This window comes from Pontibacter aquaedesilientis (assembly GCF_014773225.1).
Classification (GTDB): Bacteria; Bacteroidota; Bacteroidia; order Cytophagales; family Hymenobacteraceae; genus Pontibacter; species Pontibacter aquaedesilientis.
In genome coordinates this window covers 21,047-45,065 of the sequence record NZ_JACXAJ010000002.1, presented here as the reverse complement: position 1 = coordinate 45,065, position 24,019 = coordinate 21,047, and the positions used below count along the sequence as shown (strand labels likewise).

The 24,019-nt window shown below is 51.4% G+C and carries 16 protein-coding genes; 14 read left to right on the top strand and 2 right to left on the bottom strand.

The genetic code is table 11. The features are described from left to right. Positions 1–81: 81 nt before the first annotated feature. Both H9Q13_RS05170 and H9Q13_RS05165 read right to left on the bottom strand, forming a co-directional pair. Positions 82–423, bottom strand: a complete 342-nt coding sequence (locus H9Q13_RS05170) for a hypothetical protein (RefSeq protein ID WP_191182720.1) — start codon at positions 421–423, stop codon at positions 82–84. Between the two features lie 93 nt (positions 424–516). Further along, positions 517–1,395: a DUF3078 domain-containing protein gene (locus tag H9Q13_RS05165; protein ID WP_224744095.1), complete on the bottom strand. Its 879-nt coding sequence runs from the start codon at positions 1,393–1,395 to the stop codon at positions 517–519. Positions 1,396–1,654: 259 nt separating this feature from the next. Here H9Q13_RS05165 and H9Q13_RS05160 point away from each other — a divergent pair, with 259 nt between their 5' ends. The 14 genes from H9Q13_RS05160 (at position 1,655) to sov (ending at position 24,003) form a co-directional block, all read left to right on the top strand. Continuing rightward, positions 1,655–2,437, top strand: coding sequence for an enoyl-CoA hydratase/isomerase family protein (locus H9Q13_RS05160; RefSeq protein ID WP_191182718.1), 783 nt, complete (start codon positions 1,655–1,657; stop codon positions 2,435–2,437). A gap of 104 nt (positions 2,438–2,541) precedes the next feature. Next, positions 2,542–4,035, top strand: coding sequence for a lipopolysaccharide biosynthesis protein (locus H9Q13_RS05155; protein WP_191182717.1), 1,494 nt, complete (start codon positions 2,542–2,544; stop codon positions 4,033–4,035). 16 nt (positions 4,036–4,051) lie between these two features. Continuing rightward, positions 4,052–4,501 carry a dUTP diphosphatase gene (dut, locus tag H9Q13_RS05150; protein ID WP_191182716.1) on the top strand — a complete coding sequence of 150 codons (450 nt, stop codon included), beginning with the start codon at positions 4,052–4,054 and terminating at the stop codon, positions 4,499–4,501. A gap of 144 nt (positions 4,502–4,645) precedes the next feature. After that, entirely contained in the window at positions 4,646–5,653 is a 1,008-nt protein-coding gene (locus tag H9Q13_RS05145) for a sugar phosphate nucleotidyltransferase (protein WP_191182715.1), read from the top strand. A 13-nt stretch (positions 5,654–5,666) separates the two neighbouring features. After that, the gene (locus H9Q13_RS05140; protein ID WP_224744094.1) at positions 5,667–7,433 is read left to right on the top strand and encodes a tetratricopeptide repeat protein; all 1,767 of its coding nucleotides are present in this window, start codon (positions 5,667–5,669) and stop codon (positions 7,431–7,433) included. Continuing rightward, a complete protein-coding gene (locus tag H9Q13_RS05135; RefSeq protein WP_191182714.1) occupies positions 7,426–8,169 on the top strand; it encodes a DUF4292 domain-containing protein in 744 nt (247 codons plus the stop codon). The genes H9Q13_RS05140 and H9Q13_RS05135 overlap by 8 nt, the downstream gene beginning before the upstream one ends. An 82-nt stretch (positions 8,170–8,251) precedes the next feature. Then, positions 8,252–9,487, top strand: a complete 1,236-nt coding sequence (locus H9Q13_RS05130; protein ID WP_191182713.1) for a murein hydrolase activator EnvC family protein — start codon at positions 8,252–8,254, stop codon at positions 9,485–9,487. A gap of 761 nt (positions 9,488–10,248) precedes the next feature. Then, entirely contained in the window at positions 10,249–10,461 is a 213-nt protein-coding gene (gene tatA, locus H9Q13_RS05125) for a twin-arginine translocase TatA/TatE family subunit (protein WP_191182712.1), read from the top strand. A gap of 20 nt (positions 10,462–10,481) precedes the next feature. After that, complete coding sequence (locus H9Q13_RS05120) at positions 10,482–10,694, top strand: Sec-independent protein translocase subunit TatA/TatB (protein ID WP_191182711.1); 213 nt, start codon at positions 10,482–10,484, stop codon at positions 10,692–10,694. A 1-nt stretch (position 10,695) separates the two neighbouring features. Beyond that, positions 10,696–12,132 carry an Asp-tRNA(Asn)/Glu-tRNA(Gln) amidotransferase subunit GatA gene (gatA, locus tag H9Q13_RS05115; protein WP_191182710.1) on the top strand — a complete coding sequence of 479 codons (1,437 nt, stop codon included), beginning with the start codon at positions 10,696–10,698 and terminating at the stop codon, positions 12,130–12,132. Between the two features lie 6 nt (positions 12,133–12,138). Beyond that, positions 12,139–13,638: a lytic transglycosylase domain-containing protein gene (locus H9Q13_RS05110; protein WP_191182709.1), complete on the top strand. Its 1,500-nt coding sequence runs from the start codon at positions 12,139–12,141 to the stop codon at positions 13,636–13,638. A gap of 297 nt (positions 13,639–13,935) precedes the next feature. Beyond that, positions 13,936–16,209, top strand: a complete 2,274-nt coding sequence (locus H9Q13_RS05105) for an NADP-dependent malic enzyme (protein ID WP_191182708.1) — start codon at positions 13,936–13,938, stop codon at positions 16,207–16,209. Beyond that, the gene (gene ruvA / locus H9Q13_RS05100) at positions 16,210–16,803 is read left to right on the top strand and encodes a Holliday junction branch migration protein RuvA (RefSeq protein ID WP_191182707.1); all 594 of its coding nucleotides are present in this window, start codon (positions 16,210–16,212) and stop codon (positions 16,801–16,803) included. A 72-nt stretch (positions 16,804–16,875) separates the two neighbouring features. Beyond that, positions 16,876–24,003 carry a T9SS outer membrane translocon Sov/SprA gene (gene sov / locus H9Q13_RS05095; protein ID WP_191182706.1) on the top strand — a complete coding sequence of 2,376 codons (7,128 nt, stop codon included), beginning with the start codon at positions 16,876–16,878 and terminating at the stop codon, positions 24,001–24,003. The last annotated feature ends 16 nt before the right edge of the window (positions 24,004–24,019 follow it).

The window sequence follows — 24,019 nt, the reverse complement described above, 5'->3', positions numbered from 1 at the left end:
TAGTGGTAAGCCACCAAGCAGACATGAAAAAGCCCCGCCTGTTTGAACAGACGGGGCCTATATCTAAAGTTTTGGGAAGTCTTAATAGGACATCCGGGCCAGGCGGCGTTTGTCACGCTTGTGTTTTTTATGCATTGCCTTTTCCTTTTTCAAAATAGCTTCCATCCGCTTACTGCCCTTCACACGATTTTTTGTAAAGCGGGAGCGATTCGAGTTTTCATAAGCATTCCAGCGTGTATCCAGACCAGAGGCCCGTACTCCTACGGCATCCGTAGTGCTCCCTTTATCCTGCGCCTTCGCTGTGCCCCAAAATTCATCTTTTCCCGAATTCAGGGTAGAGCTCGAAGTCGAATTCTGGGCCATGGCTTCAGATAAAAATAGGACAAATCCGAGACAAAATATAGAAAATATGACTTTCTTCATGAATCCACTTTTATTGATGTAAGTATAAAACGTACACCTTATGCTAAAGTATACATTTTTAGCGAATAACAAGAAAAACAATCCAAAAGTTTACTATTCGAATTTATAGGAAAATCCTATTCCCATCGTCTCTTTAAGCTGTAATCTGGGGCCTTTTCCGTCTACAGTACCATCGCCGTTGCGATCCACATCAATCAGGATGTCATCGTCGTAGACCATGTGGAGAAAGAGACTGGCTGACAGAAATTTATTTACCTTCAAATCAAGCAGGTTTTCCCAGTTCACGTCAATGTTCTTGGCGTTGTGCAGGTAGTTGGAAAACAAATCGGCCTTAGACTGTAAGGTTACATTCTTAAATATCTCATGTCGAAAGCGAACATTCACAAACCCACCAAACTCTTTGCGGAGTCGCTCCCCTGTTCCTGGGATCAGGTTTCCCTCTATGTCGCGGTCAGCCGCCTGAACACCGAAAGCGCCCAGATCTGCCATGCGTTGGCTTAGCACAGCCGTAAACTTCCCCGTGAAAGGGGAGAGAAAGACAGATAACTTTGGGTTCGGTTTATAGTCCATACCTATAGACGCCAGAATGAAGGCCGGTGACATAAAATTGGAAAGGACGGAGTCGCGGGCAGGCGAGTAGGTTGGGCTAACCTGCGTGCGCGTGTTCAGCTGACCGGTATAGAACCACTTGCTCGATGCCTGCCGGCCGTACTTCAGGTTCAGCTCCAGGCGGTCATCGCTTTTCCGGAGGCGCTGCTCCTCCAGTTTCACGCTACCGTAAGTCAGGTCCAGCGTATTGTTCCAGGTATTTTTACCCTTCTTGTAATTACCGTACAAATTAAGTATTCCCAGCACCGACATGGAGTTCTGCCCCCCTGCTGCCCAGTTGCTCAAACCAACCTGGCTGAAGTTGACCGTCCCGGTTCCTCCAAAATTCCAGCTATTGCGGTTGGCTACGGTATCGACTGGCAAATCTTGGGCGGTGGCGCAAAACCCTCCACAATAGAAGAAGCAGACAAATAAAAATAAGGGGCACCAAAATACTCTCTTCATGGCAAGGAAACGTAAACGGGGTTTGAAAAAGAACTGGTCGCAAAGATAGCAAAAGCTAAACAGTCGGCCATTGCCATACCTGTTGAACAGGATCACTGTAGGATTGCACTTTAGGGATTTAACTAAATCACTGTTATATTTGCTCCTGAAAAAACATCAACACAGAGCCCAATAAACTATGTCTATATACGAAAACCTGCTGCTGCAACTCAAGAATGGAATCCTGGTGATTACCATTAACCGTGCCGACAAGCTCAACGCGCTAAACATTGACACCATAAGGGAAATCAAAGCCGCCATACAGCAGGTATATGACGACCCGGCTGTGAAGGGCGCTATCTTTACCGGTGCCGGTGATAAAGCATTTGTAGCGGGTGCCGACATTGCCGAAATCGCGGAGTTGAGCGAGGTGAATGCCCGTAGCTTTGCAGAGCGCGGACAGGAGGTTTTCAGCATGATCGAACGCTGCACGAAGCCGGTGATCGCAGCCGTGAACGGCTTTGCACTGGGCGGTGGCTGCGAACTGGCCATGGCCTGCCACATGCGCGTAGCCAGCGAAGGTGCCCGTTTCGGACAGCCGGAAGTGAACCTGGGTTTGATACCGGGCTACGGTGGCACGCAGCGCCTCACGCAACTAGTCGGCAAAGGCAAGGCCATGGAACTGATGATGACCGCCGATATGATTGGCGCCGGCGAAGCAAAGGCCCTGGGTCTGGTAAATCATGTAGTGCCGGCTGTGGAACTGATGCCAAAATCCCTGGAAATCATGAACAAGATCCTGTCAAAAGCCCCACTGGCGATTGGCCTGGTGATCGATTGCGTGAACGCCGTGTACGACAAAGATGAGGATGGCTACCAGACAGAGGCCAACTCCTTTGCGCGTTGCTGCTCTTCCCAGGATTTTGTGGAAGGTACCAATGCGTTCCTGGAAAAGCGCAAGCCTGCTTTTAAGGGGGCTTAACATTATACCTGCAACTACGCGCTATACCTAACATAAAAGGCAGGTATAGCGCGTTCTGTGTTTTTCAGCTTATACCTATACCTTCCTGCTCTTAAAACAAACACATGAGCATAGCCAAAAAACTGGTCGGGCAAACGGCTGCCTATGGGTTGAGCAGTATCGTGGGCCGTGCGCTCAACTACCTGCTCGTACCGGTCTATACCCGGGTTTTCCTGCCTGAGGAATATGGGGTGGTATCCTACCTGTATGCTTTTGTGGCTTTCTTCAACATTGTGTATACCTATGGTATGGAGACGGCTTTTTTCAGGTTTGCAAACAAGCCGGACACAGACCCTAAGGCAGTTTACAACCGCGTACTGAGTTCTATTCTCGTCAGCAGTACGGTTTTCACAGGTATACTCCTGCTTTTTGCAGACAACATTGCCCGCTACGTCGGCTATCCTGAGCAAAAAGAGTATATCATTTGGCTGGCGATCATTTTGGCAATCGATGCCGTTGTGGCTATACCTTTTGCCTGGTTGCGCCACCAGAACAAGGCCATCAAGTTCGCTTCCATCAAGCTCGCCAACATCCTGATCACGGTTGGTGCCAACCTGCTTTTCCTGGTGTTGTTCCGGCACATTTATGAGGGGCGGTACTTTCAAAGCCTACAACCCTTGGTTAACTCCCTGTACGATCCCGATTTCGGGGTAGGCTATATCTTTCTGATCAACCTGGTAGCCAATGCGCTGCTTATTCCAATGCTTTGGAAAGAACTGCGCATTTTCCGCTTCAGGCTGGATGTATCACAGCTTAAACCCATGTTGGCTTATGCCTGGCCGCTGCTTTTTATGGGGCTGGCAGGTATGGTGAACGAGGTGATCGACCGTATTCTGCTGGAGCGCTATTTACCCGAAGGCTTCTATCCTGGTACCAGCAACATGGCCGCAGTAGGCATCTACAGCGCCTGCTACAAGCTCGCCATTTTCATGACGCTCACCATACAGGCTTTCCGGTATGCGGCCGAGCCTTTCTTCTTCTCACAAGCGAATGAGAAAGACTCCCCCTTGGCCTTCGCGACTGTCATGAAATGGTTTGTGATCTGCTGCGCCTTCATTTTCCTTTTCATCTCGGCCAACCTGGAGGATTTTGCGCTCCTGATCGGCCCGGAGTACCATGATGGACTGATGGTAGTGCCCATCCTGCTGCTGGCAAACTTGTTTCTGGGCGTGTATTATAACCTGACGGTATGGTTTAAGCTAACGGACAAAACGCATTTCGGCACATACATCAGCTTTGGCGGAGCGGCTATCACCATTGTCTTCAATCTGCTGCTTATACCTGTGCTCGGGTATATGGGCTCGGCCATTGCTACGCTTATCTGTTACCTGGCCATGGCGCTGGCAACTTACCTGCTGGGCAATGTGCACTACCCGATCCCCTACCCTGTCAAAACCATCTTAGGCTATGTGCTGCTGGCAACCGGCTTGGTACTGGCTGCGCTTTATGTTCCGATCGAGAACTTCTGGCTACGCCATGTATACCATCTGGTGCTTAGCGGCGTTTTCCTGGTGGTAGTCTGGTTCAGGGAGCGGGCCTACTTCCTTTCTAAGAAATAATTTTTATCTTTAATAGATGAACACGACGAATTTACCGGTTAATGTCATTAACCAATCCAAGCATGCGCTCCCGTCATATCAGACAGCGCACTCGGCAGGTATGGACCTGCGCGCAAATCTAGAGGCACCCGTTACACTTAAGCCGCTGCAACGCACCCTTATACCTACCGGCCTCTTTATTGAGCTTCCCGAAGGCCACGAGGCGCAGATCAGGCCCCGCAGCGGCCTGGCTTATAAACATGGTATTTCCATTGTAAACAGCCCGGGCACCATCGATGCCGACTACCGCGGCGAGATCAAAGTGCTACTGGTAAACTTGTCGGATCAGGACTTTGTGGTGGAAGATGGGGAACGCGTGGCCCAGATGGTAGTAGCCCGGTACGAGCGCGTGGAATGGTCGGAGGCACAGGCACTGACTGATACTGAGCGCGGGGCAGGCGGCTACGGCAGCACCGGCACGAAGTAACCTTCTTTTTGTAAAGTACAGCATACCTGTTCCCTTCTATTTCAGGTGTGCTTAAACCTAACATCCGAAATCAAGTATTAACCAAAACCAAAAGTTGGCGGGCAACAAGTCTGGCAGCATTTTTCAATCAATAAATCAATAGCTATGAGGATTATTGTACCTATGGCAGGTATGGGCAAGCGTATGCGCCCGCACACACTCACTGTTCCTAAACCACTTATACCTATCGCAGGCAAGCCAATCGTGCAACGCCTGGTAGAGGACATCGCCAAAGTATGCCACGAGCCTATAGAAGAGGTGGCTTTCATTATCGGTCATTTCGGGGAGGCCGTTGAGAGCGACCTGAAGGCCATTGCCGAATCAGTGGGTGCCAAAGGCAGTATCTATTATCAGGAGGAGGCACTGGGCACGGCGCACGCCATTATGTGCGCACAGGATTCCCTCGAAGGCAAAGTAGTAGTCGCTTTTGCAGACACGCTTTTCAAAGCTGACTTCCAACTCGACACCAACGCCGACGGTACCATCTGGGTGCAGCGTGTGGAAGACCCGCGTCCGTTTGGTGTGATTAAACTCAACGACAACAACGAAATCACCGACTTTGTGGAGAAGCCACAGGAGTTTGTTTCGGACATGGCAATTATTGGCATTTACTACTTCAAGGACGGTGCTTACCTGCGCAGCGAACTGCAATACCTGCTCGACAACGACATCAAAGACAAGGGCGAGTACCAGCTGACGAACGCGCTGGAGAACATGAAAAACAAAGGCACGAAATTTATACCTGCCGTTATCTCAGAATGGCTCGATTGTGGCAACAAAAACGCAACTGTTTTCACGAATCAACGCTATTTAGAGTATATCAAAGATGAAAAAGATCTGGTTGCAGCCTCGGCCGATATCCAGAACTCCGTGATTATCCCGCCGGTGTATATCGGAGAGAATGCTGTTATCCACAATTCGGTGGTAGGCCCGCACGTTTCAGTAGGAGACAATACAAGCGTACACGACTCTATTGTGAGCAACTCCATCGTTCAGAAGGATTCAACCATCAAAAACGGGAACATAGCAAACTCAATGATAGGTAATTTTGTTTCCTATGAAGGACGCCAGTCGGACCTGAGCCTTGGCGACTACAATACGCTTACAGAATAGCATACCCATTTTTATGACCCGATTCAGAAACATTGTTCTCGCTATTTGCTGCCTTGCCTTGGTTGCCACCGGCGAAAGCCAGGCGCAGTCTAAGAAAAAGAGAGCGAAGGCGAAAAAAGAGGCGGCACAAGCTACTGTGCCAGCCACGCAGCCCCAGCCCAGTGAGCAGGAGCAACAACTGAGCGAAGCACTGTTTCTGGATGGGCTCAAATACTTTATGCTGGAGGACTACAAGCAGGCCCTCGGCTTTTTCCAGAAGGCGTACGCGGTTACCCCCAACAATGCGGCCCTGAACTATAAATTGGCCGAGACATACCTGCTGCTCGATAACCCCAAAGCCGGCCTGCCCTTTGCCCAGTCTGCCACCACCCAGAACCCGAAGAATACTTACTATTATCTGCTGCTCGCGCAGCTGCACACCGAACAAAAACAGTACACCGAGGCTGCCCAGGCTTACAACGACCTGATGCGCAACGTGCCGGATACGGAGCAGTACCTCTTTAACCTGGCCGAGCTATACCTGTCGCAGTCCAAATATGACGACGCGCTCAAGACCTACGACCGCATCGAGAAAAGGTATGGCGCGCTGGAGCAACTCTCCATGAACCGGCAGCAGATATACCTGCGCCAAAAGAACGTAGGCAAGGCGATAGCAGAAGGCGAAAAACTGATTGCCGCCAACCCAACCGAAATTCGCTATTTGCTTGCCCAGGCCGAATTGTACAACGCCAGCAAAAAAACTGATATCGCCATTGAGACGCTGAACCAGGCATTGCGCTTGGAGCCTGGTAACCCATTTGCGCACCTCATGCTGGCAGACCTTTACCGCCAGAAGGGAAGCCTGGCCGAATCAGAGAAGCAGGTAAAACAGGCCTTCGCGAGTACTGACCTCGATATTGATACCAAGGTGCGCATCCTGGTGGATTTTATCCGGCAGCTTCCTAACCCTGAGATAGAGGGTGTGGCCCTGCAACTGGTGGACCTGACTATTGCGTCCCACCCGGAAGAGGCAAAAGCCTATGCCGTGGCCGGCGACCTGCAAACCATTGCCGGCAAGAAGGAAATGGCACGCGGAAACTACCTGAAAGCCGTGAAACTGGATGATTCCCATTTCAAGATATGGCAGCAAATCGTGCTACTTGACGCAGAGCTGGCCCAGTCCGACTCGCTGGTTATTCACTCGGAGAAGGCACTGGAACTGTTCCCGAACCAAGCCGTATTCTGGTTTTACAATGGCACCGGTCATTTGATCGAGAAGAACTTTGCGAAAGCGGTGAAGTCGCTGGAGCATGGCAAGCGCCTGTCAGCCAGCGAACCTGAATTGGCGGCCCAGTTTAATGCCCAGCTGGGCGATGGCTACAACTCCCTGAAAGAATACAAGAAATCAGATGAAGCTTACGAGGCCGTGCTCACCCATGACCCTGATAACGAGCATGTGCTCAACAACTACAGCTACTTTCTGTCGCTCCGTGGCGAACAGCTGCCCAAAGCCAAAGCCATGGCCCAGCGCCTGGTTCAAAAGCATCCCGCTAACCCCACCTACCTGGACACCTACGCCTGGGTGCTCTACAAAATGGAAGACTACAATGGCGCCCTGAAGTACCTCGAGCAGGCCATCGCCTACTCAGAAGACGCCGCCATTGTGGAGCACTACGGCGATGTGCTCTTCAAGCTCGGCAAGCGGGATGAAGCCGTCAGGCAGTGGGAAAAAGCGAAGCTAAAAGGTGAGGCTTCCGCCTTCATTGACAGAAAGATAAAAGAAAAAAAACTCTATGAATAAACAGCTTCTGCTTTGCCTTCTCGGCATGCTCCTGTTTTCTGCCTGCAAAAAAGAAACCATACCTGCTGCGGTCACCGCTTCCACCGAAACTGTCGACAATGTATCTGTCCAGAATTTGGAATTCACGTACCTCAATGCAAGGGGGCAACTCAAACTGGAGGACAAAGGCGAAACCACCTCCTCGGGTTATGCACTCCGTATGAAGAAGGACAGCATTATATGGGTATCTGTGTTGCCGGGTATGGGAATAGAGGCCGCTCGTTTCAAAATGACCCGCGACTCCGTGTACGTGATGAACCGCATTCACAAAGAGTACACAGCCACCAGCTACGATTTCCTGAGCAAGCGCTTTAACGTGGACCTGGACTTCAGCGTGGTCCAAGCCATACTGTTGGGAAATTACCAGGCAAACGGCTCCGAAAAAGCCATGAACCAAGGCCAGATGCAACATGTGCAACAGCTCCGTGAAAACCTGCTTTTCGATTACTTCATTAACGGGAGCAATTTAAAACTACAGCAGCTCAATGTAAAGGATCAGGGTACGGGCAACACAATTACGGTACAGTACGACAGTTTCCAGCCGATAGGCACCGTTCCCTTTGCGCACGCTTTGGCTGCCCAAGTGCTGCAATCCGGTCAGGTTTCCGATTTCAGCCTTAACCACAGCAAGGTAACCGTGACAGACGAAGTGCTGGAGTTCCCGTTCAGCATACCCTCTGGTTACAAACGCCTTTAAATGAATAAAATCCCTGTGGCACTGGTTCCTGCCGTTTAGTTTTGCCATATTTGTAAGCTAAGAGTAGACGAACCCATTTTTGATGAAGGCCCTTTACAAATCCGCCTTTTTCTTTTTGATGCTCCTTTTGCCGCTGGTCTCCCATGCCCAGAAACAGAAGTCGAAGGCGCAGCTTGAGAAAGAAAAGAAAGAGAACCTGAACCGTATTAAAGAAGCAAACCGCATTCTGCAGCAGACCAAGGTGCAGAAAGAGGCATCTATTGGTCAACTCAATGTAATTCAGGAAAAGATATCCGTTCAGAAAGGCGTTATCAGCACCATTTCGCGTGAAATAAAATTACTGGAGTCTGGCGTAAGGGAAACCGAAGGTATAGTAGGCGAACTGCAAAGTGACCTCGACAACCTGAAGGAGGAATACGCGACCATGGTCTATGCCGCGTCCAAAACAGCCAACAGTTATAACAAACTCATGTTTGTTTTCGCAGCCGACTCTTTTAACCAAATGGTACGCCGCCTGCGCTACCTGCAGCAATATTCGGAGGCTCGCAAAAAGCAAGTGGAGCAGATTAACAAGGTACAGACCGCCCTATCCGACCAGCTACGCATGCTGGAATCCCAGCGTCAGGAAAAACGGAATCTATTGGATAAGCAGATGCAGGAAAACAAAAACCTGTTGAGTCTCCGATCCCAGCAGGACAGCATGATCCAGAAACTGAGCAAGCAGGAAGAAACGCTCAAGCAGGAAGTGGCGCAACGGCAGCAGGCTATCAAGAAACTGGATAACCTGATTGCGGATATCGTGCGGGAGGAGATGGCCCGTGCAGCCCGTGCCGCCCGCGAGGAAGGTCGCGCCACCAGTGGAAGCTCCAGCAAAATCACGCTTACTCCAGAGGCAGCCCTGATATCGTCTTCATTTGCCGGTAACAAAGGACGCCTCGCCTGGCCAGTCGACCGTGGCTTTATTTCCCAGAAGTTCGGGCGCCACAACCATCCGGTGCTGAAAGGAGTCGTGATTGAGAACAGGGGCATTGACATACAGACCAGCCAGGGAGAAGCGGCACGCGCTATTTTTGAAGGCAAGGTGCTTACCGTGGCCAGTGTGCCGGGTATGAACAACATTGTGATGGTGCAGCATGGCGAGTACTTTGCCGTATATGCCAAGCTACGAACGGTGAGTGTTACCGAGGGCCAGACTGTGAAGGCAAAGGATGTGATCGGCACTGTGTATACGGATGCCAACGGCACCACCGAATTGCAGTTCCAAATCTGGAAAAACAACTCTAACCTGAATCCCGAGAGCTGGATCAGATCTAAATAAGCTACCTGTAAATTCATAAAAAAAGCGCAGGTTTTTCCTCAATGGGAAGAACCTGCGCTTTTTGATTTGCTATACCTATTGGGGGTGATTTGACTTTTTAGCGTATAGAATATTACCCAATACCCCAAAAAGAAAAAACACCCTACAAAGCAGGGTGCCTTTCCAAGCTATGAAAACAAACTTAAAATTATATTTAAGCACTTGCTCCTAAGCAGGAGGGCCGTGTTAAAATTCTACAATTAAATTACAACTTAATTACCAGATTCACAAAGATCTAATTAAAAAAACTTAATATTGAGACCTGCATAAACCGGCTGGGGGACATTTGACTTTTGGAGTGTTATATCCTTTTGCCTCAGTTGCAAAAGGTATATTACAACTAGCCTGCCAAAAAACATGATTCACTCAATCAGCTGGTAATCAGCACTAAACAAATTGGCATAGAGACGAAAATTCCACATACTGGAAGGAAAATTGTCATTTTGGGAAAAATCACGCCAAAAAGCAAGATCTTGTCGGCCCTTCCTACGAAAGCATGCAGAGAGACAGTGCCCTTTTATACGCTCAGGTATACGAGTAGTTGCTAAGTTACGATAGATAGCTCCTCTAGTATCAGGCAATCTCCCATAACTGCTCTACCCGCCTTTTTACATAAGTCGCACTAACAGAATAGTTGGGAGTTAAACTAATGTATCCTTTTGTGGGTTTTATTAAAATATAAGCTTTATTTTTGCAGCGATTCATCTTAAAATTTTAAGACCATGGTAATTACCAACATTTTTGCATTGATCGGAGGTTTAGGAGGCACAGAGGTAGTCCTGATTTTGTTTGCTATCCTGTTGTTATTCGGCGCTAAGCGTATACCTGAGCTGGCTAAAGGCCTGGGCCGTGGTATCCGCGAGTTCAAAGATGCCACCAAGGAAATCAAGACCGACATTGAGAACTCCGTTAAAGACGACAACCGCGCAAAGTAGTTCTTCCAGCATAAGCATTTATGATTTTTAGTACAATTCTCCTCTTCCTGGCAGACCTGGGGGGAGGAGAAATGCTTGTTGTACTAACAGCAATACTTCTCTTGTTTGGCGCTGACAAGCTCCCGAGTATGGCCCGCTCCGCAGGACGGGGAATGCGCGGCTTCAATGACGCCAAGAAACAGATCAAGGACGAGATCGAGCGCTCCATCAAGGACATTAATAAGCCTGAATAGTTTGAAACCATACACTACACTACGTGATATTCGCACCGACATTGCCTCCGGGCAGCTTTCGTGCAGACAATTGGTAGAACACTACCTGCATAACATCAAACAGCAGCCAACGTTGAACGCCTTCCTCGAAATTTTCGAAGAAGAGGCGCTGGCGCAGGCCGATGCGGTAGACAAGAAACTGGCCACTGGCACGGCCGGTAAACTGGCAGGTATGGTGATCGGACTGAAAGATGTTTTGGCCTATGAAGGACACAGCCTGCAGGCTTCCAGCCAGATTCTAAATGGTTTCAAATCCCTTTATAACGCCACGGCCGTACAGCGCCTGCTCGCAGAAGACGCGATTTTGATCGGTCGTCAGAACTGCGATGAGTTTGCCATGGGTGCCTCTAATGAGAACTCTTCTTTTGGTCCGGCCCTCAACGCCGATGACCATACTCGTGTACCCGGTGGCTCCTCAGGAGGCTCTGCTGTAGCAGTACAGGCGGATCTGTGCCTGGCTTCCATTGGCTCCGATACAGGAGGATCCGTACGGCAGCCAGCTTCTTTTTGTGGTGTGGTGGGTCTAAAGCCTACATATTCCCGCATTTCCCGCTATGGCCTGATCGCCTATGCATCATCTTTCGACCAGATCGGCATTATATCTAAAAGTGTGGAAGACGCCGCCTTGTTACTGGAGGTGATGGCCGGCAGCGACGAGTACGACAGTACCGTGAGTCACCGCCCTGTGCCAGCCTACAGCGACATGCTGCAGAGCGACAAAAAATATAAAATAGGCTATATCCGCGATTGCTTTGAGAGCGAAGGGCTGGACAGCGAAGTCAAAAATAGCATATTGGGTGTGAAAGACATGCTCAAAGATGCAGGCCACCAGGTAGAAGCCGTGGAATTCCCATACCTGGACTACATGGTGCCGACCTATTACATTCTAACCACAGCAGAGGCCAGCTCTAACCTGGGTCGCTTCGACGGCGTGAAATATGGTTTTAGGAGCGAAAACGCAACTGACCTGACTTCGCTCTACAAGAAAACAAGGGCAGAGGGCTTTGGCCAGGAGGTACAGCGTCGTATCATGCTCGGTACTTTTGTGCTGAGCGCCGACTATTACGACGCCTACTATACCAAGGCTCAACGTGTGCGCCGACTTATAAAAGAGAAGACGGATGAGTTGCTGCAGCATTATGATTTTCTTATATTGCCTACTGCTCCTACCACCGCTTTCAAAATAGGAGAGAATACAGCAAATCCATTGGCCATGTATTTGGCTGACATCTTTACGGTTCAGGCCTCGCTTGCAGGCGTACCAGCTATCTCTATACCGGTTGGTCGCGATTCAAATGGCCTTTCCATCGGGTTGCAACTTATGACCCGCTCATTCGAGGAGCCGCAACTGCTCGCTTTCTCGAATTACATACTGGACAAGCTAACCGTTGAAGCATAAATCATAATGACGCAGTTCAAATTCTTTACAGTACTGGCAGCATTGGTTGGGAGTATGTGGGCAATCCATGCCCAGGCTTCTGCCAATAATGTCAGGTTCGAAAGGTCCGCAGCCGAAGACTCGCTCAAGAAGCCCAAGCCTAACCCCGCTTTCCTTACGGACGATGAGCTTGCCTTACTCGTAGAGCATATTCCTTATGAGCCCGATGAGGTTATACAGGACAGGCTAAACTGCATTGAAGCGGATATCCCACTGGTTTTCAATAAGTTCGTTCGCAACCACATCGATTACTTCACGGTGCGCAACAGAAAGTATACGCGCACCATGATCTCGCGTGAGAATGTATACTTCCCCATTTATGAGAAGTATCTTAAAAAATACAACATGCCGCAGGACATCAAGTACCTCTCTATTGTAGAGTCGGGCTTGAACCCAAAGGCGGCATCCTGGGCTGGCGCCGTTGGCCCCTGGCAGTTCATTAAGACAACCGGCAAAGAGTATGGCCTGAACCAGGACCAGCATATAGATGAGCGCATGGACGTAGAGAAGTCTACAGATGCGGCTATGCGCTTCCTGAGCAGACTATACCGTATCTATGGTGATTGGGAACTGGCCATGGCGGCTTACAATTGTGGCCCGGGCAATGTGAACAAGGCTATCAGAAAAGCGGGCGGTGGCCAAAAGGGCTTCTGGGAAATTTTCCCATACCTGCCAAAGGAAACCCGCAGCTATGTACCGTCCATGACGGCCGTGATTTACGCGATGAAGTACGCCCCGGAGCATAACATCTTCTCTGACTCTATCTTATACGCTGCAGACTATACCCATTTGGAGGTAAACCAGGCCATTGACCTGAATAAGCTGGCGGCAGAACTGCACGTGGATACCTTAGCGCTGCTTGCCCTGAACCCTGAGATCAAGAAAGCCAGTCTTCCGGAAACCACACGCAAGTACAAGCTCCGGGTACCGGCACAAGCGGCAAAATTATTAGCATTAGACCAAAGCTGCATTTTACTGGCTGCAGCTCCCACCCCACTTCCCGCCAAGCAGCAATTAATCACTGAGTCTCCTATTCTGCTTGCTTCAGCAGAAAACTCAAGGAAAGACAGCTTGGAGCAAAAGACCTACATCGTGCGTCCAGGAGATAACCTCACCCAGATTGCGCGAGTACATGGCGTGACAGTTGCTGAGCTGAAAGAGTGGAACCAGTTGGAGGGAGCTACCATCATGGCCCAACAGAAACTACTGGTATGGCAGCCTGCTAAAGAAGCAGCGCCTGTTATGCTTGCCTCAGCAAAGGCACTAGCAAACGACAAAGCCAAGCCTGCAGCTAGCAAAACCCCGACCAGCAAAGCGCTTCGGGAACGCATATACCATGTCCAGCCCGGCGATACGCTTTGGACCATCTCCCAGCGCCACGACGGTGTGACAGTGGAGCAGATCAAGAAACTGAATAAACTCAAGGATAGCGCCATCAAACCAGGTCAGCAGCTGATTCTGGGTTAACCAGTCAGGTATAGCAAGAAAGAAGCACCCTTTTCCAGAAGGGTGCTTCTTTCATTTTAAGGCGATTTAAATTATAAGATTATTACTATATTAGACTGTAGCCTTTTAACAAGCATCGCCCGCTAAATAAAAAACGCAACATTCTGTTACATAAAGTATTTTCAGCATGTATCTTTGTCGGTTCCAGCTTTGATAAACCATAAAATCTTATCAAATTGGCTGTTAGCCTCAGGCAGGCGCACTGTCTTTTAAAGCTGGTATCAGACACTGATCCGATTCAACACAACAACGCATACAATGATTAAGGTAAACAAAGAAGACGCACTTAACTATCACATGCAGGGGCAGCCCGGCAAGATTGAAGTAGTGCCGACCAAAATGCTGAGCACCCAGCATGACCTGGCACTGGCATACTCTCCTGGAGTTGCTGAGCCTTGCAAAGAAATAGCCGCTGACAAAGAGAACGTTTATAAATACACCGCCAAAGGAAATCTGGTAGGCGTTATCTCAAACGGAACCGCCGTGCTTGGACTTGGAAACATCGGTCCGGACGCTTCGAAGCCGGTAATGGAAGGCAAGGGTGTCCTCTTCAAGAAATTCGCAGGTATAGACGTATTCGACATTGAGATCGACTGCACCGACCCGGAAGAGTTTATCCGCATCGTAAAGTCATTGGAGCCCACCTTTGGCGGTATTAACCTGGAAGACATTAAGGCACCGGAGAGCTTCAAAATAGAGAACGCTCTCAAGGAGCAGATGAACATTCCGCTCATGCATGACGACCAGCATGGCACGGCCATCATATCGGCTGCCGCCCTGCTTAACGCACTGGAAATCACAAACAAGCAGATAGAGAATGTGCAGATCGTGATGAACGGTGCCGGTGCTGCCGCCATTGCCTGTGCGAAACTCTATGTGGCCCTGGGTGCCAAGATGGATAACATCGTGATGTTCGACAAAGAGGGCATCATCCGTCCGGAGCGCAACGACCTGGATATTTACAAAGCGCAGTTTGTGACCATGCGCAAGATCAACACCCTGGCCGACGCAATGGAAGGTGCTGATGTGTTTATCGGACTTTCAGCTGGTAACGTACTCGCTCCGGAATTGGTGAAGTTAATGGCACACGACCCGATCATTTTCGCACTGGCTAACCCAGATCCGGAAATTCCTTATGCGGTGGCCATGGAAACGCGCGAAGACCTGATTATGGCAACCGGTCGCTCGGATCATCCTAACCAGGTGAACAACGTTCTCGGCTTCCCTTACATTTTCAGAGGAGCCCTTGATGTGCGCGCCACGGAAATCAACGAGGCCATGAAACTGGCCGCCGTTCGCGCCTTGGCCAAGCTAGCCAAAGAGCCTGTGCCTGATATCGTGCACAAGGCCTACGGCGACAACACCATCGCTTTCGGCCGTACCTACCTCATCCCGAAACCGCTGGACCCACGACTGATTACAACCGTGTCGCCGGCTGTGGCGAAGGCTGCCATCGAAAGTGGTGTAGCGAAGCACCCGATCACCAATTGGGAAGCTTATGAGCAGGAACTGCAGGAGCGCATCGGCATTGACCAGAAGCTGATGACCCGTATCACCAACCAAGCCAAGAAGAACCCGAAGACGGTGGTATTTGCGGAAGCAGACCATTACAAGATTCTAAAGGCGGTGCAGATTGTCAAGGACCAGCGTATAGCCAACCCGATCCTGTTGGGCAATAAAGCCAAAATTGCGGCGATCATCGAAGAAACGAACCTGGACCTGCAGGACTGCACCATCATCGACCCATATGAAGAAGATGAGAAACGCGAGGAGTTTGCGCAGCTTTTCTATAAGAAACGCCAACGCAAAGGCCTTACCCTGTTCGATAGCCGCCGTCTGATGCGCGACCGCAACTACTTCGGCAGCATGATGCTGGAGACTGGCGAAGCAAACGCCCTTATCTCTGGTCTTACCCGTGATTACTCCAAAACCATTTTGCCATCGCTACAGGTGATCGGGGTGGAAGACGGTATAAACAAGGTAGCGGGTATGTACATTATCCTGAACAAGAAAGAGCCTTATTTCTTTGCCGATACCACGGTTAACGTAAACCCGACAGCGGAGGAATTGGTGGACATTATCGGACTGACAGCCCGTGCCGTTCGCTTTTTCGACACCGAGCCACGCATGGCGGTACTCTCCTACTCCAACTTCGGTTCGGTGCGGGGCGATATACCTAACAAAGGAGCAGAGGCTGTGCGCATAGCGAAGCAGCGCTACCCTAACCTGCTGATAGACGGCGAGATGCAGGCTAACACCGCCATGAACAAGAACCTTCTGCGCGAGCACTATCCGTTCAGTGAACTGGCTGAGAAAGGTGCCAACACGCTCATTTTCCCTACCCTGACATCCGGTAACATTGCCTACAAGCTCCTGCAGGAGATTGGCGGGGCCGAAGCGATCGGGCCAGTACTGATGGGTATGCGCAAGCCGGTGCATATTCTGCAACTTGGAAGTTCTATCCGTGAAATTGTTAACATGGTGGCCATTGCTGTCGTAGATGCTCAAAACTATAATAACCAACATATATAGATGATCGCATATATTGACGGTAAGCTAGTCGTGAAGGATCCGACCTATGTCATTGTAGATGTCAATGGCATAGGTTACCAGATCCGGATTTCGCTGAGCACGTATTCGTCGCTGCCTGACGGGGAGCGCTGCAAGCTGCATACTTTCCTGCACATCAAGGAGGATGCCCATACCTTGTACGGCTTCACGACGGCGGCAGAAAAGGACGCGTTTCTGCACCTGATCTCTATTTCGGGTGTAGGCCCCAATACCGGACTGATGATCTTGTCTTCGCTTTCGGTGGATGAGATTCAGCAGGCAATTGTGCGCGAAGATGTGCGCACCATACAAAACGTGAAAGGTATAGGAGCCAAAACTGCCCAGCGCATTATACTGGAGTTGAAAGACAAAATAAAGAAAGAAACAATGATTGCTGGTAGCACCGTAGTTCCTGTTTCTGCGCACAATACAGCACGTGCAGAAGCGTTATCAGCATTAGTTACACTGGGCTTTGCCAAGAATGTGGCAGAGAAAACCCTTGATGCGATCATCAAACGGGAGGATCGAAGCCTTAGTGTAGAGGAACTCATAAAATTCGCCTTAAAGTCTTCTTAATCGGTAGAGCCCACCTTGATCTGGAAAAGTAAAAAAAACAGCCTGCTGTTTGCAACGGTTGCTGCTATCACTATGCTGGCATGGTGGACGCAGGCTGAAGAATTGCGTTCGCACAGCCGATTCCGTAACATCATTCTTCCAGGTCTGTTCCCGCAGGATACCATTCCACGGGACTCTGCCAGACTCCAACCCTACATCCCGAGCCGACGCCCAACATTTAAGCCAAGCGACCGGCTCGGGAGTCCTTTTGGTACCCGCTCCAGCTCCTCTCCGCTCCTGCTTGGCCAGCCCTCCAACATTGAACTGGAGATACAACTGGACGACAGCCTGAAGCAGTACAACATTAACGAACGCATAGGAGGTATAGACTACCGCCTGCCCTCTACCATGACCTGGGAAGAGTATTCCCGTTACCAACGCCAACAGGCCATCCGCGACTATTGGCGCAGCAAGTCAGCCGGTTTGGATGGGGAGAGTGTGGTAAGTGGCCGCCGCTTGGTGCCGAAGATCTACATCAGTCCGATGTTCGACCGGATTTTCGGGGGCAATTTTGTGGACATACAGCCAAATGGCAACGTAAATCTGAAATTCGGGGCCCGTTTTAACCGCAACGAGAATCCATCTATACCACTTCGTCAGCAGCGCACCGGCGACTTCGACTTCGACCAGAACATCTCGCTGAACCTGGTAGGCAAGATCGGGGAGAAAATGCGGCTTAATTTCAATTGGGATAACAACGCCAACTTCGAGTTTGAGAACAACATGAAGCTGGACTATACCGGTTTCGAGGAAGAGATCATTCGCAAGGTGGAGGCCGGCAACGTGAGCTTGCCGCTCAACAACTCCCTCATCACCGGAGCCCAAAACCTGTTTGGCATCAAAACGCAGCTGCAGTTTGGCCGCCTGGGAGTTACGACCATCGCCGCCAACGTGCGTGGCCGCAACGACGAGATCGTGATCCAGAACGGAGCCCAGAACAAACCATTCGAGATCAGGGCTGACAAATATGACCGGGATCGCCACTTCTTCCTGTCGCAGTTCTTCCGGGATCGTTACAACCGCACGCTCCAGAACCTGCCGCTTGTCAACTCAGGTATAGTGATTCGCCGCTTGGAGCTTTATGTGACCAACAACAACCGCAGCACCGAGAACCTGCGTAATATGGTAGCCTACATGGATTTGGGTGAGGCCGACCCGTTCCGTAATCAGTTTGAGCGCAACCCGATGGCCCCGGCTGCCAATGATGCCAACACCCTGTACGGCCTGATCGCCAACAACCCCACTGCCCGCAACAACGATCAGGTAGACGCCTACCTGAATAGCCTGGGCCTGCAGAAAGCCGTGGATTTTGAACACGTGCGTGCCCGTAGGCTGGATCCGCGCGAGTACAAGTTCAACCCGCAGCTAGGCTATATTTCCCTAACTACATCCCTGCTGCCAGACCAGGTGCTGGGTGTAGCCTTTGAGTATACCTTTAACGGCCGTACCTATAAGGTGGGGGAACTCATGGAGGATTATCAAAACCTGCGCGACGAACAGGTGATCCACATGAAATTGCTGAAGGCGACCAACCCGGCGCTGGACTACCCCACCTGGGACCTGATGATGAAGAACGTGTACAGCCTGGACGCCACGCAGGTCAACCGTCAGAATTTCCAGATGCAGATCGTTTACAAAGACGATGAAACCGGCGTGGACATCACCAGCCTGAAAGAGCCAAGCCCAATCCAGAATGTACCTCTGATCGAGGTGCTGAACCTGGACAACGTCAATACTAACAACGACAAGCCCCGGGACGGTAACTTTGACTTCCTGCAGGGCATCACCATTGATCCTGAGACTGGTCGCATTTTCTTCCCGGTGGTTGAGCCTTTTGGTTCCTACCTGGCCAGTAAGTTCGAAGGGCGGCAGGATCTCATAGACCGCTACGTATTCCAGGAACTCTACGAACAGACCCAAACAGACGCGCAGCAGAATACCCTAAAAGCCAAATTTTACCTGAAAGGGCGTTTCCAGGCTAGTTCGACCGATGAAATCCTATTACCGGGTTTCAGGATTGCCGAGGGCTCGGTGGCGGTATACTCTGGCGGCACGCGCCTGGAGGAAGGCAGCGACTACCAGGTGTTCTATGACCTTGGCCGTATCAAAATTCTGAATCCGAGCTACATTGCCTCGGCCAGCGACCTACGTGTAACGTACGAAAAGGCAGAGCTACTGAACATTCAGCCCCGCTCCCTGTTGGGTGCCCGCTTCGACTACCGCGTGAACAACGACCTGAACCTGGGCGGTACGGTGTTGCACCTGAATGAGCGGCCTTACATCAACCGGGTGAGCATTGGCGACGAGCCTACCAATAACACGATTTACGGCCTGGACGTGAACTTCAACCGGGAGTCACGCTTTCTGACTAAAATGACGGACATGATTCCGTTCATACAGACCAAAGTGCCTTCCAGCATTACTTTCAACGGGGAGTTTGCGCATCTGGTGCCAGCCAATTCCAAGTCACCGGTGAATGAAGACGGCACGTCTTACCTGGATGATTTCGAAGGAGCCGAGACACCTTTCAGTTTGGGTGGTTTCAACAACACAACCTGGCGACTGGCCGCCACACCGGCACCGCTGGCAAGGGGCAATGGCCTGGAGTATGCTTACAACCGTGCCCGTGTGGCCTGGTACACCATCGATCAGATCTTCTATCGCGACAGCGAGGGCCTCAAACCAAACAATATCACAAAAGAAGACCTTGCAAACCACTATGTGCGCGGCATTCCGAGGTATGAGGTATTCCCGGGACGCGACCGAGAGGTGGCCAACGCCTTCGAGTATACCTTCGATATGGCCTATTATCCACGCGAGCGCGGGCAGTATAACTACAACCCGAACCTGGATGCACAAGGCAGGCTGCAGAGCGATCCGCGCAAAAACTGGGGTGGCATAAGCCGTGAGATTACCTTCGACACGGACTTCGACAATGCCAACATCGAGTATGTGGAATTTTGGTTGATGGACCCCTTCATTGCAGGGCCAAACGGCCGTAAAGATGAGTTCGGCAACCAAATTGTGAGCAACGAGGGAGGTGAGCTGGTGCTGAACCTGGGCAATGTGTCGGAAGATATCCTGAAGGACAACCGTTACGCTTTCGAGAACGGACTTCCTACTTCGGCTACCGACAATCAAAATCTGCAGACCACCCCTTGGGGTCGCGTGACCACACAGCAGTTCCTGACCGATGCCTTCTCGGCTGTACCGGGTGCCCGTTCTTTCCAGGATATTGGCCTGGACGGTCTGGGTGATGTGGCTGAACGTGAATTTTTCCAGAACGCTTTCCTGGGGCGTATACTTGGCGGGCCACCCGCCTCTGTGTTATCTGACCCGTCGGCTGACAATTTCCTGCACCACCTGGACGCTACCTACGACTCTCAGAACGCAGGTATACTGGCTCGTTACAAGCGCTTCAATGGCATGGAGAACAACTCGCCGGAGCAAAGCCGCTTCTCCAACTACGCCTTCCCGGACAAGGAAGACCTGAACCGCGACAACGTGATCAGCGACCTGGAGCAGTACTATGAGTATAAGATCAGACTGCAGCCAGGTGAGTTGAACGTGGGCCAAAACTATATCGTGGACCAGATCGTGCAGCCAGACATCAACGGTGACCGCGTGACCTGGTACCAGTTCCGGGTGCCGGTACGCCAGCCGACGGGCAATGTGGGCAATATCAACGGTTTTAAGTCTATCCGTTTCATGCGTATGTACATGACCGAGTTTGCCGACCCGGTGGTGCTGCGCTTTGTGCAGTTCCAGTTTGTGGCCAACCAGTGGCGTACCTTCCTGCAACCCATCACCGACGGCAACCCGTGCTTGAACTGTACCGACGACGCGAGAGCTTTCACGGTATCTACTGTGAACATCGAGGAGAACGGACAGGGAAGCGAGACGACTATACCATACGTAATGCCTCCAGGTATAGAGCGCCTCCGCGATTATGCCGCCACCAACAACCGACGCCAGAATGAACAGTCACTGCAGCTTTGCGTGGAAGATCTGAAAGACTCCTTCTCGAAGGCGGTGTACAAGAACCTGTCCATCGACATGCTCATCTACAAGCGCCTGAAGCTGTTCCTGCACGCCCAAAGCAGCGACCCGAACACCCGCGATGGCGATGTGCAGGCATTCATCAGAATTGGTACAGACTACACCCAAAACTATTACGAATACGTGGTGCCGCTTAAGCTTACACCGCCGGGCACCACCAGCCGCGATGGTATTTGGCTAGCCGAGAACCAGATTGACATCGCCCTGGAAGATTTTGTGAACGCCAAGGTAGACCGAAACAAAATAGCCGGCTATGACAACCGCCGTCCCTGGGAAGTGGCGCTGGCCGATGGCAAACTCATTCGTGTGGTAGGTAACCCGGATTTCAGTGAAGTGCAGAGCGTGATGATCGGTCTCCGTAATCCTGCCAAGCCTGGCGAGGATGCCCGGCCACAATCTGTCTGCATGTGGGTGAATGAGCTGCGTGTGACGGATTTCCGCAACAACTCGGGTTGGGCCTCCAATGCGCGCCTGAACACTAAACTGGCTGACTTCGCCAACATCACGGCCACGGGTAGCTACACGACCATCGGCTTCGGAGCACTGCAACAGAAAATCGCGCAGCGGGCCCGTGAGAACACGGCTGTGTTTGATGTGAGCGCCAACATTGTGGCCGACAAGTTCCTGCCTGAGAAGCTAGGTATAAAAGTACCGGTATCGGTGCAGTACGGCACCCTGAACAGCGCCCCGCAATTTGACCCGCTTGACAAGGATGTACCGCTGGAGCAATCCCTGACCAGATATGAGACAACCGAGGCGCAACGGGAATACAGGCAGGAAGTGAGTACCCGTGAGACCCGCAAGAGTGTGAGTCTGCTGAACGTACGCAAGGAACGGACCAACCCGGAGGCCAAGGTACGGCCATACGACGTGGAGAACCTCTCCTTCTCTTACTCCTATGCCGAGCGCCTGTTCACCAACATCGAGACCGACCGCGACTTCACCCGCTCCTACACAGGTGCGGTGGCCTATACCTATACCAACACCCCGCGCAACTACGAGTTTTTCGCCAAAAGCGAGTCGCTCAAGTCGCCATACATGCGCCTGATCAAAGACCTGAACTTTACACCGCTGCCAAGCCGCTTCGCCTTCCGCGCCGACCTGGACAGAAGGTATAACGAGACGTTCCTGCAGCGCCGCGACCCAAGCACGGGCCTGATCACAAGCAGAGGCATAGAGCCGACGTTCCAAAAATACTTCTTCTTCAACCGCATCTACGACCTGAAGTGGGACGTCAGCAAAAGCCTGTCGCTGGACTACACCGCCACCAACCGTGCCGTGGTGGACGAGCCGGACTACCGCATTAACCGCGACGTGGACTCACTCAGGTATAAGAATGAGGTGATCTGGGACAACCTGCGCCGATTCGGCCGTAACACCAACTTCAACCAACTGGTAGCCGCCAACTACAAGTTACCTTTAGACAAGTTTCCGCTCACCGACTGGCTGGGCGCCGAGACCCGCTATGCCGTGACCTATATCTGGACGGCAGGCTCCACCGCCCTGAACCAGGATGCTAATTTCCGCTTGGGTAACACTGCCGAGAACAACACGGAGTTCAGCGTGAACGGACGCATAGACATGGTGAAGCTCTACAACAAGGTGAAGTTCCTGAAGGACGTCAACAGTCCGGCAGCAGCCTCGCAAGGACGCCCGCCGGTACCGCCCCCAGGTGATACGGTGATACAGAAGCGGTCTGAAATGAAGTTTGCCAAAGGTATAGCCCGCTTCCTGATGATGACGCGTTCGATCAACTTCACCTACTTGGAGAACCAGGGCACCATGCTGCCGGGCTACCTGCCGCGCACCAAAATGTTCGGTTTTGATGAGGGCTTCGATGCACCGGGCCTGCCATTCATACTGGGTCGCCAGTATCCTTTGGATGAACTGTATAACCGCGCCTTTACCAATGGCTGGTATACCGACAGCAGCCAGTACCTGAACACGCCATTCAGCGGTATCGAGACCGAGACCTTTACGGCACGGGCCAACCTGGAGCCTTTCCGTAGCTTCAACCTGCAGCTGGATGCACGCCGAAACCTGTCAGAGATCGAGGAAGTGTTCTACCGCAAGGAGTTTGATGATTTCGGAAATATAGGCACGGTGAACGAACGCCAGAACCCAATCAACACCGGTTCGTTCAGCACCTCGTTCTTCGCCCTGAACACCATGTTTGAGTCAATGTCACAGGGCACCTCGGCCGCTTTCGACAACTTTATCCGGAACCGCTATGAGATACGACAGCGACTGACCAACGCAAATGCCGCCGCCGGCGACTCGGGCTATACCCTAAACTCGCAGGACGTATTGCTGCAGTCGTTCCTGTATGCATACCAGGGCCGGGATGCCAGTGGCTTCGAGGCGAAGGGCGGCAACCCGTTCAAGCGCCTGCCTATACCTAACTGGCGCGTGGATTACAATGGCCTGTCGCAACTCGCCTTCTTCAAGCAATGGTTTAGCCAGGTAAACCTCACGCATTCGTACAACTCCAGCTATAACGTGACGAGCTTCACGACCTCGCTGGCGTACGAGAACAATCCGGGCGATTTCCCGACCCAAAAGAATGAGTTCGGGCAGCTTATACCTTACTACATCGTCAACCAACTCACCGTATCAGAAAGGTTGGAGCTATTGGGTGTGAACTTCCGAACCAACACCAACCTGACTGGCCGACTGGGTTACAAACTGGAGCGTAACCTGTCGCTTAACCTGACCAACGCCCAGGTAACCGAAACCAACGTGAAGGACTATACCTTCGGTTTCGGGTATAGCACTACCAACTTCCGCATACCTTTCCGGATTGGCGGGGAGCGACGCACGCTGGAGAATGAGATGACCATGCGTCTGGACATGTCGGTAAGAGACAACCAAACGGTGCAGCGGGCCATTGCACGGGACGAGCAGGGCAACGAGATAAGCCAGAACCAGATCACGAACGGCACCATGCAACTGCAGTTGCGCCCAACCGTGGACTATGTGCTGAGCCAGCGCGTGAATATCCAGTTCTACCTGCTGCGCACCGTGTCCGATCCAAAAATTTCGACCTCGTTCCGTAACAGTGTGTCGGAAGGAGGAGTACAGTTACGAGTTAGTTTGCAATAATATTTTGGCATTGCGA

Bases quoted from the DNA above. Each gene is read 5' to 3' on its own strand.
- H9Q13_RS05170 (WP_191182720.1), bottom strand. From the start codon at position 423: ATGAAGAAAGTCATATTTTCTATATTTTGTCTCGGATTTGTCCTATTT.
- H9Q13_RS05130 (WP_191182713.1), top strand. From the start codon at position 8,252: ATGAAGGCCCTTTACAAATCCGCCTTTTTCTTTTTGATGCTCCTTTTG.
- H9Q13_RS05140 (WP_224744094.1), top strand. From the start codon at position 5,667: ATGACCCGATTCAGAAACATTGTTCTCGCTATTTGCTGCCTTGCCTTG.
- ruvA (WP_191182707.1), top strand. From the start codon at position 16,210: ATGATCGCATATATTGACGGTAAGCTAGTCGTGAAGGATCCGACCTAT.
- H9Q13_RS05160 (WP_191182718.1), top strand. From the start codon at position 1,655: ATGTCTATATACGAAAACCTGCTGCTGCAACTCAAGAATGGAATCCTG.
- H9Q13_RS05110 (WP_191182709.1), top strand. From the start codon at position 12,139: ATGACGCAGTTCAAATTCTTTACAGTACTGGCAGCATTGGTTGGGAGT.
- H9Q13_RS05145 (WP_191182715.1), top strand. From the start codon at position 4,646: ATGAGGATTATTGTACCTATGGCAGGTATGGGCAAGCGTATGCGCCCG.
- H9Q13_RS05155 (WP_191182717.1), top strand. From the start codon at position 2,542: ATGAGCATAGCCAAAAAACTGGTCGGGCAAACGGCTGCCTATGGGTTG.
- sov (WP_191182706.1), top strand. From the start codon at position 16,876: ATGCTGGCATGGTGGACGCAGGCTGAAGAATTGCGTTCGCACAGCCGA.
- H9Q13_RS05105 (WP_191182708.1), top strand. From the start codon at position 13,936: ATGATTAAGGTAAACAAAGAAGACGCACTTAACTATCACATGCAGGGG.
- H9Q13_RS05120 (WP_191182711.1), top strand. From the start codon at position 10,482: ATGATTTTTAGTACAATTCTCCTCTTCCTGGCAGACCTGGGGGGAGGA.
- tatA (WP_191182712.1), top strand. From the start codon at position 10,249: ATGGTAATTACCAACATTTTTGCATTGATCGGAGGTTTAGGAGGCACA.
- dut (WP_191182716.1), top strand. From the start codon at position 4,052: ATGAACACGACGAATTTACCGGTTAATGTCATTAACCAATCCAAGCAT.
- H9Q13_RS05135 (WP_191182714.1), top strand. From the start codon at position 7,426: ATGAATAAACAGCTTCTGCTTTGCCTTCTCGGCATGCTCCTGTTTTCT.